Genomic DNA, 15,430 nt, shown 5'->3' with positions numbered 1-15,430 from the left:
GTTTCCCACAAAACACAGGCCAGGAGGCCGGACATATGAACTACATCGATTACGCCAAAGAGTGGTCTGATCGCGTCGAGGCAGTGATTTTTGCCGAAGGCCATCCAGAAGGTGCACCGCTTAGCCGAGAAGCGCACAAACGTGCCGTTCTCAAGGCGCTGCCAGGCTATCTGCTTTTCAGCTTCTGCCAAGTACAGCGCGCGCTCCATGCAACACCCTGGGAACCGCTTGAGGGCCTCAAGGCCGCCCAGCTGTACGTTATTCAGAAACACCATTGGGACCTCGCGCAGGTTCAGTCGCTCTCAGAGGAACAGCTTCAATTCGTTCTGCACGAGGAGCTTTGCCAGGTTGAACTGACAGAGAGTGCTTATCAGATGGCTCAGGTTGATATTGTTTATCTGGGCATGGCGGGGCTGAAGCTGAAACAGCAGCCTGCCGTACCGCAGTAACAATCCGGACCTCGTTGATCCAGGCCTCTCGTTTTTTGAGTGCTGCCGCCTGTTCCATATGCCAGGCGGCCTTGTCACCCAAACTCAGCCCATTCGGCCATGCCACTGCCGGGATGTGCTGCCCATCCAGCACCGCGATGCCACGCAACAATTGCAACGCGGCCTCGGCCGGCTCTCCCGAGACTCGAGCACCCATCGCCTGAATGGCAATCTCCCGCTCGCGGGGGGACAATTTGATATCTGCGCTGATGTTTTCTCGAGCCATGATCTCTCTCACTTGGCCTTGTTCAAGGCAATCACCGAATTCACATACTCATGCCGCGCCGCCATATGCTTGGCATGCACAGCCAAAATCTCCCGGGCTTCGGCGTCATCGATCTCCCCGCCGTTGAGCAGGGACTGGATGATCAGTTGATCAACCTGCCCACGTTTGGCCGAAGTCATCAGAGCCCGTTCGTGCAAGCAGACATTGTCCAAGGCCTCTGTATCCGGAAGCCGGACAAACACCCCGCCATAGCGCGCACAGAGGTAATCCGGCAGATAACTCGTCCCTGTCTCCGACTCGAGCACGCACAGTTCGGCATCGCTCAGCGGTTTGCTGCCCGCGTTTTCATAGAGGTGGTTTTCAAAGCGCTTGAGGTTTTCGTAACCCAGACGCGCGGCGGCACACTCCGCCCCGCCCGGAAAAGCCCGGACAATGGCTTTAGCCACTTCGCGGCGAGACTCTAGAATGGGCGGGGGCATTTTCTGGTTTCTCCTCGAACCGGCAACCGTCACACTGAGCCTTGCACGGCGAGCTCAGCACTATCGGCAGGTGGTTTGGGTATGTGCCGACAGAGCTCCCAGGCCTTGATAGCACCGCTGGTCTTTTCTTCAGCGACAAACGCCGTGGACGCACTCAGCCCACAGGATCCGGACAGCCATTGCGAGACCGCCGGTTGCGATACGCCCAACTCCCTGGCGGTTTTGACTTGATCGCCGAAGTGCTCGACGAGTCGTTCTACAGGTGTCTTCATCGCAGCAACCTTAATAAGCACCCTTATAGCATACAAATAAGAACTCTTATTTGCAACTGCATAAGCTCACTTATACATTGTTGAGCATGAACTTCTCCCAACGATTGAAAGCCGCCCGCAAGTACGCCGGTCTGACCCAGAAACAGCTCGCTGACGCCGCTGGGGTCAGCCAGCCCGTGATCTCGCAGATCGAGAATGGCGCGTCCTTGAAAAGCGTCCATACCAGCAAGCTGGCCACCGCTTGCAGGGTCGATCTCCTCTGGCTGTCCGAAGGCATTGGAGAAATGCTGAATGACGCTGCTGCCAGAGGCGCGTCATCGACCACGGCGAACAGGGGGCCGGTCTACAACGTACCGTTGATTGCCCTGAGCCAAGTCCATTCCTGGATCTCGGGCGGCTACAAGACGCCGGACTTCAAGATAGAAGAGTATCTCCCCTGCCCGGTCCCGGTCGGTCCCCGGGCCTTTGCCTTTCGCATGCCGAACGACTCGATGATCGGCCCTCGGCCCGACAAGTCGATTTTTGAAGGCTGGGCGGTGTTTGTCGATCCCGACACGCCCCCCCAACCCGGGCAGGTCGCCTTGGCATCAATCAAGGGGGCAGATCCGATCCTGGGCGTGCTGACGCCCCACGGCGGGCACCTGTTTATCAAGCCTGCGAACTCTCAGTTCGTGAAGGAAGAGGTTGACTCAGAGAACACCGAGTGGTGCCTGGGTCGAGCGGTGTTCACCGGTTATTCGATGTAAGAACTGCCAGTCTCTCTAGACGCCCCATCGTGACAAAGGGCTTGAAGAACAATCCATGTGTCTCCCCAAGCCGCAACGCATCTATTTTGCTACTCCAATAAACACTACGCGCCCCAGGCACCAGTCGGACCGACTTCGATCCACGACGACCATGGGGTAACGCGGGTTGGACGGTTTAATGTAGGAGAGTCCTCCGCGCATGGTCAATACGCCGACAATGGGCTGACTACCATCGATAGAGCCCAGTACCAGTTGACCTGGCTCCGGTGCGCTATCGGGATCGATGACGACAGTCCACCCCTCTGGAATCGATTTTTCAATCGTAGGCCCAAGCATGGAGTCGTTGGGCATCAGAAAGAAAAAACTGCGTTTTCCGATCTGTATGGGAGAAAGCATGTTCACCTCTACGAGCGACATCTTATAACCCCCGGCAATCCACTCCAGCACATGCTCCAGAGGAATCAGCGGGACCCTGTATAGATGCTCAGTATGCGTAGAGGGGGAGCCTGCCGATTCCCCAAATCCTGTATGAGATTTCCCTTTTTTTGAACACGCCCTCGTCATGGCGTGTTCACACCCCCGCCATTCGAGGCGCGCTCCCGGCGCTTCGGCCATCGTAAAAGAACACCTACTCCTCAGACCTGTTGGCCAGCCCCTCTACTCCCGTCAGCATTTTCGTATTCGAGTGCCTCCACTTTCCTCCCTTCCTCTCCATGACCTCACCGATTTCAAAAATCAAAAATAAAATAAGCATTCTTATTGACAAGAAAAATAAGCTATCTTATTTTTCAGTCGTCGACAGGCATCACCAGCAGCAAAACAGGCATTGCCCACACGCTCTTTAACAACTCGACAGCCGATCCTGCTGCGGCACAAGCAGGGCCTTCTGCCCGGCAAGGACAGGGAGGGTCGATGCAAAGGCTCTCAACAACCCCCAACCAACAGACCGCGATGCCTCTACCGGAGACCGGCGATCCGCCTTGGCCCGTGCCTCAGGAGTGACTGGGGAAACAGCCAAGAACGCAGGAACAACCTGCGGCGGACGAGGGATACCGAACTGGCGAATGACCCGGAAACGCATTGCGCACCGCCAACCCGGCGGCAATGGGTGAGGAATCGAGCTTCAGCGCACGGCTGCCGGCGCCGCGGTGAGAAACCTGACATGTGATTCAAACCAGTGGCCGACGCCAGTAGCGGGCCATGGTTAGCAAAGTTCCACTGAAGCGCCTTCACCACGAGGGCGCTTTGGGAAATCATCAAGCAGGGAGCACCACCATGTTGATACTCAGCCGCCAAATCGGCGAAACCATCTGCATCAACGACGACATCTGCGTCACCGTACTTGGCGTCCAGGGTAAGCAAGTGAAGCTTGGGATCACGGCTCCACCGGGCGTGCCTGTACACCGCGAAGAGATTTATCGACGCATTCATGGCACGAATTCGACCCAGACCGAATGCGGGCGGGCGCCAGGCCGCAGCCTATTGCCCTGAGAAAGAATCTCGCCCTCCATCGAAGTACATTCCCCGTGTCCCAACCAACGCTGACGAGCACCCGGTTGGGACAACCCATGCAGGAAATCGCCATGGACCCAACGATCAAACAGAGGCTCGCCATCTTCCATGGGCTGCGCCTCCGAGCGGAGCTGACCCCCACCGAATTCCGGCAGATGGCCGGCGTCGACCAACCGATTCAAGCGCTCCGCTTCACCGTCATTCCCCGAGGCAACAACACGTTCGAGATCGTCGAACGTGCCACCGGAAAAACCAAGGGTGAGCGCTTTGGCCACCACAACGCCTGCCAATTTGCCCAACAACTCGAAGATCACACCAAAGGCCACCACGGCCGTTACTCCACAGTAAAGCTATTCGGCAAATTGCTGCTGCGTTGGGCGCTGGCACTCACGGCCCTGCTCAGCATCTTTGCCTTCTATGGAACCGACCGCTGACCTCGCTCGCGGCCTACCAGCACTGAGTCCGTTATCAATCTACACGGAGCCCTATATGAATATTGAAATCGAAGGTCTCATCGCCTCCTCCCTGACTACCGCCCTGTCGCCAGAAGCCCTCCAACCCCTGATACAGGCCAACCTGGAAAAAGCTCTGAAGGCCGCCATTGAGGAACAGTTTGACTATCGCTCGACGTTTCGTGAAATGCTCAAAACGAAGATTACCGAGGCGATGCCTGCCGATATCGGCGATATGGGGCGCTTCGGCGACTTGATGCTGAAAATCATCAAGGCCCATCTGGCGGAGGTGCAGGAGGGTTTTGTGAAACAGGCAATCGAGCGCCGGATGACAACGTTGTTGAAACCATTGCCACCCAGCATGAAGCTGTCCGAACTCGTCGAAGAGTTGGCCCGCTTCTTTGATAAACCTTACAACCGCGATGGCGCTTACAGACCGACATTCATCCTTCAACGGAGCAACTACAGCGACGGTTTTTGGGACTTGTTCGCTGATCCGAAAGAGGCTGTCCGCTGGCATCGCTGCAAGTTCTGCATGCGCTTCAACCGGGAAGGTAACTGCTGGTCACTGGCAGTCGACGACACCGATATCGGCAAGAAACTGTTTCTCGGACCAAGTTTCGACGCCGATGCCCTGGTACTGAACCTCTACACCGGACAGATCAAGATCGAGCGGGACATGGATCAAGACGATTTGGACAACGTCGCTTACCGCGGCGATGACTGAGGGAGATATCCATGTTCACCAAGATATTCAATCAGGACGGAACCTTCCAGGCCCTGTATGCAGCCCAGCGGTGGTTGGCCAGCAATGGCTACAGCTACGGCCCTTCCAGCGCCATGAATCCCATCCCGGTCCTGAAAGGTGACGTCTGTATCGCCAAGTGGAAGAACCTGACCCGGGAAGAGGTCGCTGCGCTGGATGGCCAGGTGACCGGCAACCTCCGCGACGGGCCGATCACGGTGACATTGAATTGCGATCCGACAGCGACTGAGCGCGCGGGCGGCATAGCGTGAGCGGAGATTCAGCATGACCCTTTCCCACCAGGTGCTGGTCGGCGACTGCCTGGAGCTGCTCCAAAAGATGCCCGCCCGATCAGTGCATTGCCGCGTGTCCAGCCCGCCCTACTTCGGGTTACGGCGTCGACAGGTAGTTCGGCCTGCAGGAGTCAAGCGTTGGAAAGGCCATTACCCATTATCGTGTTTCCAATGTGGAAAAAACCGGTCCCATCGTCGATCGAAAACATAACAGTAGTTTCAATAAGGAGATCGCGCAGCTTTTTCAGTTCCGCAGGATCCGTTGGCATCTTGATCAGGAGGGAGGTAACCATGCCACCGTCACCGGGTTTGGATATTTGGAGGTATTCATACCCGGACAGCGATTCACGCAGAGTGTTATGTCCTCCAATTTCCTTGCCCGTTCTCGCTAGCCTTGCACGGACAGTGAACGCGAATGCATAACCTGAAATTACTGGGTCTGGTGTCGGAGTGTCCTTCCACTCGTGCCCCTCTTTACTTTCTATCATGTAGGGGCCTTGGCCTATGTACTGACCGTAGTTTTCGACAAGATAGGCCATTTCATAGGTCGACTTCACCGTAGAGGCTATTTCCAAAACCGGCGTACTCATGCTCACAACGAGCATAGAAGCGGCAGCTAAATTTCTCAGGTAAGCAGGCAAATCATTTTTCTGAACAAATTCCTTCATCACGCATCCTTACTCCTGCCTCATACCGGGCCGAACACAAATCGATATTACAGCGATCACATAGTCCAGCGCCAAAATGGATATTGCTTACTTAAATTCGTCAACAACCTTCTTGAACTCAAAAAGTTTTCTGTACTCTTCTATCGCGGCAACAATCTCTTCCCTATAGTTTTCCGGTTTCGGCGAAGTTCTGTTTTCAGCTCCAGCGATACCTTCCGGATCGAAAGCAATAGCAGCTAACCTTATTGGCTCAATGAGTGGCACCGCGAATATATCACCGACCTTATCATTTCTCCAGGCAACACATCTGAGCTGCGCGACCATAAGAACATAAAGACTTGTCGCAAGCGGAGCCTTCAATTCTTGCACACAGTTATATTTCTTAATAAGCTCCGTAAGCTCCCAAAATTCTGCAACCCTTGGATCTATCGGCCCTGAATTTCCAAACCCGCCAGAGTGCTTTAGGGCAAGCCCCAAAAACACGCTAAACATTTCCACTCGAGAAGTATTCAAGCTTTCAATAGCACTTAATGCTTCAGCCTTTATCTCTCTCAGCTTTACAACACTTCCTGCTATTGATATTTCTTGAACCTCAGGGGCAAACCCAACTGCAACTGCCAACAACGCAAACGCCAATACAAACGCAGTAAACTCCGCGCCAGAAAATTTTGAAAAAAGCAGCAAGCCTAAAGCAAGAGCTAAAGCAACAACAAATCCAACACTCGCTCCGACCGCAAGACGTACGCGATTAGTTGAATCAACACTCATACCAGTATCCCCATCAGATTTTGACCGACTATACCGGCGAGGCGTCACTGTGCCCATCACTTATGGAAGTGTTTGCAGCGGTATCGAAGCTGCGACCATAGCCTGGCACCCGCTGGGCATGCGTGCGACTTGGTTCGCCGAAATCGAGCCGTTCCCATCGGCAGTCCTGGCCTATCACTATCCGGACACGCCGAACCTCGGCGACATGACCCGGCTCACGGCCAAGGTACTGACCGGTTCAATTCAGGCACCAGACATTCTGATTGGCGGCACGCCCTGTCAGGCCTTCTCGGTAGCAGGAATGCGCGAAGGCCTGTCCGATCCGCGAGGCGCCCTCACCATCAAATACGTAGGACTCGCAGATGCAACTGACTATGTTCGCACCAGCAGAGGTAAACCAGCCTCAATCATCGTCTGGGAAAATGTCCCCGGCGTCCTCAGTGACAAGCACAACGCCTACGGATGTTTTCTTGGCGCACTTGCTGGGGAAGACTGCGAGCTGCACCCTTCAAGGAAGAAATGGCCGAACGCTGGTTGTGTCTATGGACCCAAAAGAACAATCGCGTGGCGGGTCCTGGACGCCCAATATTTCGGCCTGGCCCAACGACGCCGTCGTGTGTTCGTTGTCGCAAGTGCTCGAGACGGGTTCGATCCCATCGAGGTACTTTTTGAGCGAGAAGGCATGCGCCGGGATACTGCGCCGCGCCGAGGCCAGGGGCAGGACGTTACCGGAACAGCTCCTTTCGGCCCTGCACTCCAGTGCGGATGCGGGCAAATCTTTGCAGAGCCGCTTGGCCCCTATGGCTGTCCGAACTGCGAGGGTGATGAGGGGCCGGCGGTAGACATGTTCGGCGGAATCCCCGCATTCGGCGGCTACCACCTGGAAAGCTCGGTTGAGCAAGCCGCCACACTGACCGCAAAGGACAGTCGCCTGGATATGGAAAGCGAGACATTCTTCGTCGCGCCGACACTTGTAGGTGGCGGCAGAAAGTCCGGAGGGTATTCACTCGACGATATCCCCATCACCACCCCTGCACTCCGGGCCCAAGCCCAGAGCAGTCATCGCGCCGACTCAGAAGCCTTCATCGTGGCCGGAACTCTCAACGCCAACAGCAAGGCCGCTGGCAGCGTCACCCAGCAGGACGCAGAGTCAGGTCTGCTGGTTGTGCACGGAACGCAAGATCCCGGGGTAAGCAGCTCGACCGCGTTTGCACTTGGTCGAAATAGCGGACGGGAAAATGCGGTGCTGGCCTTCAGTTGCAAGGATCATGGCGCCGATACCGGGGCGATATCACCAACGCTTCGTGCAATGAATAACTCAGGTAGTCACGCCAATTCCGGCGGCCAGGTCGCCGTTTGCATCACCGGCGATATCACACATGCATTGAAGGCCAACGGCTTCGACGGCAGCGAGGACGGTAGTGGGCGCGGCCAGCCAATCGTGGCAGCGTTCGCGGAAAACTCTCGAGCCGAAGTGCGTTACGAGGACAGTGACGGCGGGATTGCTGGATCCCTGAGTGGTGGTGGCGGAAAAGCTGGCCAGGGCATGTCATCGGCTCAGATCGGTTCATCCGTACGCCGCCTCACTCCACGTGAGTGTGAACGTCTCCAGGGAATGCCCGACGACTACACGCTGATCCCCTGGCGCGGCAAACCAGCGGAGGAATGCCCTGACGGCCCGCGCTACAAAGCGATCGGGAACAGCAAAGCAGTCACCGTCGTGCGCTGGATCGGAATGCGGATTCTGCGGCAGATAAAAGCCTGACCGATGCCGGGATTCCGGCATCGGGTACTCTGAAAAACACTATGTCTCGCTGGGACGGCCGGCCTCCGCTCGAAGCGTGTTCAACTGATCAGCGGTGAGTCGCCAGATAGAGAAGCGGCAACGCTCGAACCCTGAGGAGGTCTTCCTGACTTCCTCCACAAACTCAATCACTACACCACCAACACCTTTTATCGTCTTCAACTGCAAACCCATTACTAATTCCTCTAAATGTGAAAAGTCGGCACGTGAAAAATTTCGTCGGCCGATTTACATCATCAAGGAAAATTTTTTGCTGTTGTATACCACCGCGAAAGCATCAGACCAGAGCGCTACACGGATTTAAAGCCGGGCTACCAACTGCGCCCCAGCACCCGACCAGCCACCTGCGCTAACCCTCGGACCGCGTACCTCAGGGACATCAGGCCACATGACTACCCGACTAAGCACCAGCACAGGAGGCGGTATGATCGATCTCTTCTGGTTTCTGATCGCCAGGCTCTTGGCGCCCCCCGTCATTGCCGACAAGCTCATTTCCCGAGCCAAGCTCACCCCGTACCAACACATGATGTCCGCCGACGGTACTGGCACATACATGGGCCGCTGGTGGCTGTTCAACCCGTACGACCGGAAGACACACAAGCCAAAGATTTGGTCGCTCCCGTGGTCGTTCCGCATTCACCACATCATGCAACCCGATACTGGCCGCGCTCTTCATGATCATCCCTGGAACGCCAGAACTATAATTCTACGTGGCTGGTACATTGAGGAACGGCTAAGCCCCGGCAATCACACGCAGCTCAGCGAACATGTTCGCCGAAGCGGTAATACATCCCACCTCAACCACGGCGAATTCCACCGTATTGAAGAGGTATCACCTGGCGGGGTCTTTACCTTGTTCATCACCAGTCGCAGGAAGGGAGGCTGGGGATTTCTGGTCAACAGCGTGAAAGTATCATTACATAAGTACCTGGGAGAAAAATCGTGAACCACCTTCTCACCATCTGCTTCACCGAAACTGATGCGGGTGACCCATTCGACATTGAGCAGATGTCACGTCAACTCAAACAGATCACAATCGAAGTCATTCAAAGAGCTACAGGACAACACCACTATCCCGATACGGAGGCATCATGAACGAGGAGTTGAAAAAACTGATCGACAACGACAATTCCCGACCACAGTCGCAAAAAGATTTGTATGACACCATAGATACTGCCCTGGCCCACGAAGGAGACAGCAAGCAGTTGGTGCAATTTTTGCTTTACCAACGCGACGAGTTGCTGCGACAGCTGCATGCTGCCGATAAGAGAGTTGTCGAACTGACCGGACTATTGGATGAAACAATCCAATATCTGAGCAATACACCTGGCTTGTTACAGCACGGTGCCAAGAGCTTGGCAGATCACATCAAGGCTAAACTCAAAGGTACTGTTCTCCCTACCAGTACTGACGAAACCTACCAACAGAACGGTGGGTGGATTGAATGGTCCGGTGGTAGCAACCCTGTTGGCATGGCAGACATGGTCGATTTCATGATGGCAGAAAACCCAAACATTTTTTGCCACTGTGCCGGCTTCCTAAATTGGGAGCATCGTAAAAAAAATCGACTGAATATCGTTCGGTACCGGTTGAGTAAACCCCGAGCAAACGACGGTACTTCGGTGATAAAACCCTGACGTAGACAACCTAGCGACCGGAGGCCAGGACATGCGGATAGCGGCCTGGGGCTGGGATTAACCTTTTTCTTTCGCCAGTTTCGCGCCCAACTGCCGGCCGGCAACCTGGGCCAGGCCATGGTTAGGAAATGTGCGGCCTCCAGCAACAACTGGCACCACCACTGCGCCGTCTAACTCCATCTCGACCTTGATCCGCCAGGTTTCCCGGCCCTTACCGTCCTTCTCGCACTCCATGTAATTCCAGAGCTGAAACCCTTCGTGCTCGTCATAGATGCCGTGCTTGGTCATGTGCCTGCCCGCTTGAGGAAGGCGCCATCGCAGCATCTCGACCGGGCATACCCCGACCAGAGATAATCATGTCCACAGAAAATAGCCTGCGACATAGCAATGATAGGGGCGCACTTTTATGGATTTTTCATTGTTATTCTTACGTTGCTTCATTTGGCGGTGTTAGAAAAATTATTGCCTTCTCTATTAATAGCTTTTTTCTCTCAAGTTCTTGAATTGAATCCGAGAGATCCAAAAACTCGTTCGACTCTCGAAGACTAGAAAAAAACTCAGCATTTGATGCGTGAAAGATTACTGCCTGACGGAAAAAATTTTGTGCCTGGTAGCAGTAATCGTTGGGGTTTTCAATGGACCGCCCTGTATGAACGCTACGATTCCTATAGTCCTTAAGATGTTCAAGTACCTGATGGTGATACGCACGATCACCAAACATAAAAGAACAACGTTTTACTACCAAATCGGTATTATTCTCTCCCGGAGCCATTAACGTTTCTAATGCGGCCCAAATTTTCTGCAAAGCAAAATTTTTATCTTTACCATCAAACGCCCTAACAAAGCGAACTATCGCTTCTTTTAGAACATGGCCATCTTTATGCAAATAGATACGAGAATGTATTTGATTAAAAAAATCAATAGCATGCGCACGCTTGGATTCATTTATATAGAGCGAATCAACTTCTGTGTATTCACTTTCAAACCAGTATACACCACCACTAGCGAGCTTTCCCTTTTGGTTGTGCAGTGTATGCATTCCACCAAGCATCACAGAGTTAATTGGCAGTCTCGACCCATTCCCTCCACCAAGAGGGGCCTTATAAGACGAGTTAAGTATTAGCGAAAAAACACCTCGAACATAGTCGAGCTCAGCAAGAGCAAACTCCATCCCATCCATGGCACTCTTTGACTTGAACCTTATCACCACTGGACAATAGTGCTCGGGCATCGGGCTCCCCATTTCCTTCCAGCGTGAATCAAACGCAATCCTTGTACGATATTTTTTTGGTAGTCCTTTAGGAAAGCATTGAACTGTTGAGCCTGATAATTTTATCCTTTCAATTGGAAAACCACCAATCAACGAAATGGAAGTCACAGCGATATATTCTAGCTCTGGTTTTTTACCGTACTCCACCACCTGTTTATTCATGCATTGCATAAACTGCTCAGCAGTAGTTGACCCCGATACGATCCAGAAATCCAGCGCAAGAGAGTAAAATGATCGAGATGTATGGTGACTATACTCTTTGTGAAAATCGATCATCGAAAACAGCACTGAATCGAGCTCGAATTTTTCAAATCCATTATATGAAACTCGCCCTTCAGAATCAATAATCGATGAGCGTTTTAAACGTTCCAAAATAACTATCGGCTTCAGTTTTTTGTTTGACCTCCATGATACTTTCAACTTAAATCCCTCACTATTTTGTTGAGTGGGCATTTTGCCATGTGGCAGCCCCTTTAGCATCATTAGAAAAGCTGCTTTCACTACCTAAGCGCACCTCCTGAAAACCTCACCCCAAAGCGTTATCTGTCGACGAGTCTAAATTCGCGTAAAACAACCATTCCCCCTTCAAAGTCAGCCGTCATAGCGGCCAAGGAGTCGTCATGCCTGAAGAAAACGCTCTGAAGCGCTTCACCGTCGGCGATAGCGATTTTGACGTCGCCCACACTGAAGCCAAATCTCTGAATCCACACATGAATACCAGGAAGCTGTTTATCAGCCTCATGGGTACTTTGGCGTATTGGTGATCATCGGGCTCTGGTTCTTCCTAGCCGCGCCGGAGCTGTTCGAAGAAGGGAATGTGAAGAACCTGTTGCTGGCATTCGTTGGCACCACAGCCTGGCTCACCACCCCCTGTGCATCGCAATCCACATCATCCAGAAAACATAGCCGGCAGCGCCCGGCACCAACAGCAAGCTATCCAAATGACAGGCCTGCCGTCGCCATAGGCGGCATGGAGAACCCCATGGAAATTCAAAGCGAAACGCTCGCCGACGAAGAGTTGGCAGCAATCACCGGCTACCAATTGCCAGCCAAGCAAATCGCCTGGCTCTCGAACAATGGCTGGCAATACGTCCTCACCGGCGCCCGCCGGCCAGTAGTTGGTCGCGTATACGCCCGATTGAAGCTGGCCGGCATCAAACCCTCTGCGACGAATGCGGTCGCCGAGACCTGGACCCTGGACCTTTCTCGGGTGAGTTAATAAATGCGCAAGAAGAAGGCTGCAAACTTGGATTTGCCGCCTCGCATGGTACGCCGCATTAGAAAAAGGAAGAGCGGGAAGATTTGGGTTGGGTATTACTACTGCGGCAGGGATGCCGAAGGAAAGAGGATCGAGATCCCCCTGGGCGGCGACCTGGATGAGGCGAAGATCGAATGGGCACGTCTTGATAGAAAGGTAGTTCCCAAACCCGTTTATTTGATGGGTCGCCTATTCGACGACTATGAGAATAGGATCATGCCGGGGCTTAAGAAAGGGACCCTGAACGATTACAAGAAAGGATTGAAGCAGATCAGGAAGGCATTCGAAAACGCCCCAGTTGAGGCGATGACGCCGCAGGTTATCGCGCAATATCGCGATAACAGAACAGCCAAAGTTCGGGCAAATCGGGAACTGGCTCTGCTTTCAGTAATCTTCACCTACGCCAGGGAATGGGGACTCACCGACAAGGCAAACCCATGCCTCGGCCTTCGCCGGAACAAGGAAATCCCACGAGACTTCTATGCGGGCGATGTGGTCTGGGATGCGGTATACAAGGAAGCGCCACAGGAGCTCAAGGACGCGATGGATCTTGCCTACCTTACTGGCCAGCGACCAGGTGATGTCATAAAGAGCTCCACCCTCGACCTGAATAACGGATTTCTCAGCGTTGTCCAAGGGAAGACCGAGAAACGTCTGCGGATTCGCCTGCATGATGGCGAGTCTGCCTCGGAGCTCAGCCTATTCATCGATGCGCTTCTTGAAAGAAAGAATGCCGCCGGCATCAAGAACTCAGTCCTGATCACCAACCAGTCCGGCCTGCGAATGAGCTACGCCATGCTACGCAACAGGTGGGATGGGGCCCGTGAGACAGCGGCGGAAAAAGCAGCAGCAGAAGGTGATGCGGCCCTGGCGGCGACCATCCGCCAGTTCCAGTTCCGGGATATCCGCCCGAAAGCCGCCAGCGAAATCGAAGACATTGGCCACGCCAGCAGACTGCTTGGCCACTCGACCGAAGAGATGACCAAGAAGGTCTATCGCCGCGTTGGCGAGATCGTCAACCCGACGAAATGACGTCGAGTTGCGGAACTCCTGCCAAGAGTTGCGGAACTCTTTTCATTTTTCGGGCATTAAAAAAGCCCCGTAAATCGTTGATTTACGGGGCTTTGAAGGTGGAGGCCGAGGTCGGAATCGAACCGGCGTAGATGGATTTGCAATCCACTGCATAACCATTTTGCTACTCGGCCTCAGGTCGAATCGAGCGCCCTTGCAAGACTGGCTTGCCGCAACTCCTTGATTCTTCAGCGTTGGTTACGTTGCCGTCCCTGCTGATGGCGCGCATTATGTCCTAGTTGAATGACACTGGCAACCCCCTGAATTCTAATAATTTTTAGGTCAGCTTCGGTCTTTCTCCGAGGCGCTCAATTGCGCCAGACGCACCGCCAGTGCCTTCGCCTGGCTGGCCACATCCGTCACCGCCGTGCTCTCCCACCACATGCCCCGCAACGGCGGGCCCATGGCGAACAAGCGGGTGGAGATATTGCCCTCGGCATCCACCACAGCGCCACCGACATCCGCCGCGATACCCAACGCCAGCGGCCCTGGCCGAACCAATCGTCGTGCCAGCAATTGCTGGGGCAATGGGCGATCCACCCGGCACCAGTCATATTCAATACCCGTGGAGTTGATCAGGGCGGTTCCCGTGACCGTATGTGTCTGCGTCTCCCCCCTTGGCCGGATGAAAATACTCACCTGCCCATCCCGTGGCTCTTCCAGGCCCTTGAGTGACGCCGCCTCGATGGTCAGCCGCCCTTCTTTATATAACCGCTCTACCAACTCGGCACTCAAGGGTGGCGAACGGTGGTGATGACTCTCCCACCAGGGCCGCACATGCCGCACGAACTGCCGACGCTGCACATCGCTGGCCTGGCTCCAGAGCCGACCGATATGTGCCCGCACCGTGTCCAACGGCGCCTGCCAGTCAATCCCGGTCTCCAACGCCAAGGTGCATTGGCGACGCACCTCGCGCAGCAACTGCCGTGGGCTGCGAATACTGTGATCGGCCGCCAGGAAATCCACCCAGCTCGGCGGCTGACGCCGCACATGAGGCAACAGCCCGTGCCGGGAAATCACCCGGATCGGCCCGCGATGCCCGGCCTGTTCCAGCGAGACCACGGCATCGACCATGGTCAGGCCGGAGCCGATGATCAGCACCGTCCCTTGCGGATCAAGCCGCGACAGGGTCGCCACATCCCAAGGGTCCACCGCCGCCGCATTCAAGCCGCTGGATTGTTTCTGCCGGGTACGCGCCGCAGGGAACATGCCGGTCGCCAGCACCGCGCTGGTACCTTGCAATTGCCGACCATCAGCCAGCATCAGCAGTACCCCATCACTGTCGCTTTGCAGATCGACCACTTCGCCCCGCACATGCTCGGCCGTCGATCCCCAGGCCGCCCCCTGCTCCCGGGCTTCGGCCAGGCGCTGCTGGACGTAAAGGCCAAAGATCCCCCGGGGCATGAACAGCTCGCTGACCGGAACATGCTGTTGATCCGACTCAGGCCAACCACCGTCCGCTATATAAGCCTGCAACCACTGCGTCAGGTCATCGGCATTGTCCGGGTCGACGCTCATCCGCGCCGCGTTACCGTTCAACGTATGCCCCAGCTCCGTGGCGCTGTAGGCCTCACCCCGTCCCAATTCGGCACGCGGCTCGACGATCAGGATCCGCCGCCGGCCTTCCAGGCGCAGTAACTGCACCGCCAGCATCGCGCCGCTCAAGCCCCCGCCGATAATCAACACATCAGCAGCCGGGATGGCGTCTGTCGCCTGTCCGCTCAGGGTTCCACTCATTCTT

Annotated in this window: 21 protein-coding genes and 1 tRNA gene; 13 read left to right on the top strand and 9 right to left on the bottom strand. The window is 54.8% G+C overall.

All coding sequences use genetic code 11. The annotated features are described in order from the left end of the window. Positions 1-35 precede the first annotated feature (35 nt). Positions 36-449: a hypothetical protein gene (locus M5C01_RS18260; protein ID WP_152739776.1), complete on the top strand. Its 414-nt coding sequence runs from the start codon at positions 36-38 to the stop codon at positions 447-449. A 273-nt stretch (positions 450-722) separates the two neighbouring features. Here M5C01_RS18260 and M5C01_RS18255 read toward each other — a convergent pair whose 3' ends face one another. Together M5C01_RS18255 and M5C01_RS18250 are read right to left on the bottom strand one after the other, a co-directional pair. Next, positions 723-1,193, bottom strand: coding sequence for a YmfL family putative regulatory protein (locus M5C01_RS18255; protein ID WP_152739775.1), 471 nt, complete (start codon positions 1,191-1,193; stop codon positions 723-725). Positions 1,194-1,222: 29 nt separating this feature from the next. Next, entirely contained in the window at positions 1,223-1,465 is a 243-nt protein-coding gene (locus M5C01_RS18250; protein WP_152739774.1) for a Cro/CI family transcriptional regulator, read from the bottom strand. Positions 1,466-1,515: 50 nt separating this feature from the next. Here M5C01_RS18250 and M5C01_RS18245 point away from each other — a divergent pair, with 50 nt between their 5' ends. Then, entirely contained in the window at positions 1,516-2,211 is a 696-nt protein-coding gene (locus tag M5C01_RS18245) for a helix-turn-helix domain-containing protein (protein ID WP_152739773.1), read from the top strand. Between the two features lie 81 nt (positions 2,212-2,292). Here M5C01_RS18245 and M5C01_RS18240 read toward each other — a convergent pair whose 3' ends face one another. Next, positions 2,293-2,628, bottom strand: coding sequence for a S24 family peptidase (locus M5C01_RS18240; RefSeq protein ID WP_248764365.1), 336 nt, complete (start codon positions 2,626-2,628; stop codon positions 2,293-2,295). An 858-nt stretch (positions 2,629-3,486) separates the two neighbouring features. Here M5C01_RS18240 and csrA point away from each other — a divergent pair. The 4 genes from csrA (at position 3,487) to M5C01_RS18220 (ending at position 5,192) form a co-directional block, all read left to right on the top strand. Then, positions 3,487-3,702 (top strand): carbon storage regulator CsrA, encoded by a 216-nt coding sequence (gene csrA, locus M5C01_RS18235; RefSeq protein WP_152739771.1) that lies wholly within the window; start codon positions 3,487-3,489, stop codon positions 3,700-3,702. A gap of 77 nt (positions 3,703-3,779) precedes the next feature. Then, positions 3,780-4,157, top strand: coding sequence for a hypothetical protein (locus tag M5C01_RS18230; RefSeq protein WP_152739770.1), 378 nt, complete (start codon positions 3,780-3,782; stop codon positions 4,155-4,157). A gap of 55 nt (positions 4,158-4,212) precedes the next feature. Continuing rightward, positions 4,213-4,902, top strand: a complete 690-nt coding sequence (locus M5C01_RS18225) for a hypothetical protein (protein ID WP_152739769.1) — start codon at positions 4,213-4,215, stop codon at positions 4,900-4,902. A gap of 11 nt (positions 4,903-4,913) precedes the next feature. Beyond that, complete coding sequence (locus M5C01_RS18220) at positions 4,914-5,192, top strand: hypothetical protein (protein ID WP_152739768.1); 279 nt, start codon at positions 4,914-4,916, stop codon at positions 5,190-5,192. Between the two features lie 152 nt (positions 5,193-5,344). Here the strand turns inward: M5C01_RS18220 and M5C01_RS18215 are convergent, their stop codons facing one another. Together M5C01_RS18215 and M5C01_RS18210 are read right to left on the bottom strand one after the other, a co-directional pair. Next, a complete protein-coding gene (locus tag M5C01_RS18215; protein ID WP_152739767.1) occupies positions 5,345-5,884 on the bottom strand; it encodes a hypothetical protein in 540 nt (179 codons plus the stop codon). A gap of 84 nt (positions 5,885-5,968) precedes the next feature. After that, on the bottom strand, positions 5,969-6,649 hold the full coding sequence (locus M5C01_RS18210) for a hypothetical protein (RefSeq protein ID WP_152739766.1): 681 nt from the start codon (positions 6,647-6,649) through the stop codon (positions 5,969-5,971). A 49-nt stretch (positions 6,650-6,698) separates the two neighbouring features. Here M5C01_RS18210 and M5C01_RS18205 point away from each other — a divergent pair, with 49 nt between their 5' ends. From M5C01_RS18205 to M5C01_RS18190, 4 genes are all read left to right on the top strand, one after another. Continuing rightward, entirely contained in the window at positions 6,699-8,414 is a 1,716-nt protein-coding gene (locus tag M5C01_RS18205; RefSeq protein WP_178129867.1) for a DNA cytosine methyltransferase, read from the top strand. A gap of 463 nt (positions 8,415-8,877) precedes the next feature. Next, positions 8,878-9,399: a hypothetical protein gene (locus tag M5C01_RS18200; RefSeq protein ID WP_152739765.1), complete on the top strand. Its 522-nt coding sequence runs from the start codon at positions 8,878-8,880 to the stop codon at positions 9,397-9,399. Further along, a complete protein-coding gene (locus tag M5C01_RS18195) occupies positions 9,396-9,548 on the top strand; it encodes a hypothetical protein (protein WP_178129866.1) in 153 nt (50 codons plus the stop codon). Before M5C01_RS18200 ends, M5C01_RS18195 begins: the two co-directional genes overlap by 4 nt. Beyond that, the gene (locus tag M5C01_RS18190; RefSeq protein WP_152739764.1) at positions 9,545-10,090 is read left to right on the top strand and encodes a hypothetical protein; all 546 of its coding nucleotides are present in this window, start codon (positions 9,545-9,547) and stop codon (positions 10,088-10,090) included. Before M5C01_RS18195 ends, M5C01_RS18190 begins: the two co-directional genes overlap by 4 nt. Positions 10,091-10,147: 57 nt before the next feature. Here the strand turns inward: M5C01_RS18190 and M5C01_RS18185 are convergent, their stop codons facing one another. Further along, entirely contained in the window at positions 10,148-10,378 is a 231-nt protein-coding gene (locus M5C01_RS18185) for a hypothetical protein (RefSeq protein ID WP_152739763.1), read from the bottom strand. Positions 10,379-10,517: 139 nt separating this feature from the next. Continuing rightward, on the bottom strand, positions 10,518-11,861 hold the full coding sequence (locus M5C01_RS18180; protein ID WP_152739762.1) for a hypothetical protein: 1,344 nt from the start codon (positions 11,859-11,861) through the stop codon (positions 10,518-10,520). 119 nt (positions 11,862-11,980) lie between these two features. On the opposite strand from M5C01_RS18180, the gene M5C01_RS18175 reads away from it, so the two are divergent. The 3 genes from M5C01_RS18175 to M5C01_RS18165 all read left to right on the top strand — a co-directional run bounded on the left by M5C01_RS18175 (position 11,981) and on the right by M5C01_RS18165 (position 13,650). Next, entirely contained in the window at positions 11,981-12,124 is a 144-nt protein-coding gene (locus tag M5C01_RS18175; protein WP_178129865.1) for a hypothetical protein, read from the top strand. A gap of 218 nt (positions 12,125-12,342) precedes the next feature. Continuing rightward, the gene (locus tag M5C01_RS18170; RefSeq protein ID WP_152739809.1) at positions 12,343-12,579 is read left to right on the top strand and encodes a DUF4224 domain-containing protein; all 237 of its coding nucleotides are present in this window, start codon (positions 12,343-12,345) and stop codon (positions 12,577-12,579) included. A 3-nt stretch (positions 12,580-12,582) separates the two neighbouring features. Beyond that, positions 12,583-13,650, top strand: coding sequence for a tyrosine-type recombinase/integrase (locus M5C01_RS18165; RefSeq protein WP_152739761.1), 1,068 nt, complete (start codon positions 12,583-12,585; stop codon positions 13,648-13,650). Between the two features lie 99 nt (positions 13,651-13,749). Here M5C01_RS18165 and M5C01_RS18160 read toward each other — a convergent pair. Both M5C01_RS18160 and M5C01_RS18155 read right to left on the bottom strand, forming a co-directional pair. Further along, positions 13,750-13,823, bottom strand: a tRNA-Cys gene (locus M5C01_RS18160). Positions 13,824-13,971: 148 nt separating this feature from the next. Next, positions 13,972-15,426, bottom strand: coding sequence for an FAD/NAD(P)-binding protein (locus M5C01_RS18155; RefSeq protein WP_152739760.1), 1,455 nt, complete (start codon positions 15,424-15,426; stop codon positions 13,972-13,974). Between the last annotated feature and the right edge of the window lie 4 nt (positions 15,427-15,430).

It is taken from the genome of Pseudomonas sp. MWU12-2319, from assembly GCF_023242525.1.
Classification (GTDB): Bacteria; Pseudomonadota; Gammaproteobacteria; order Pseudomonadales; family Pseudomonadaceae; genus Aquipseudomonas; species Aquipseudomonas gingeri_D.
The sequence above is the reverse complement of the archived record's forward strand: the minus strand, read 5'-3'. Positions and strand labels throughout refer to the sequence as shown.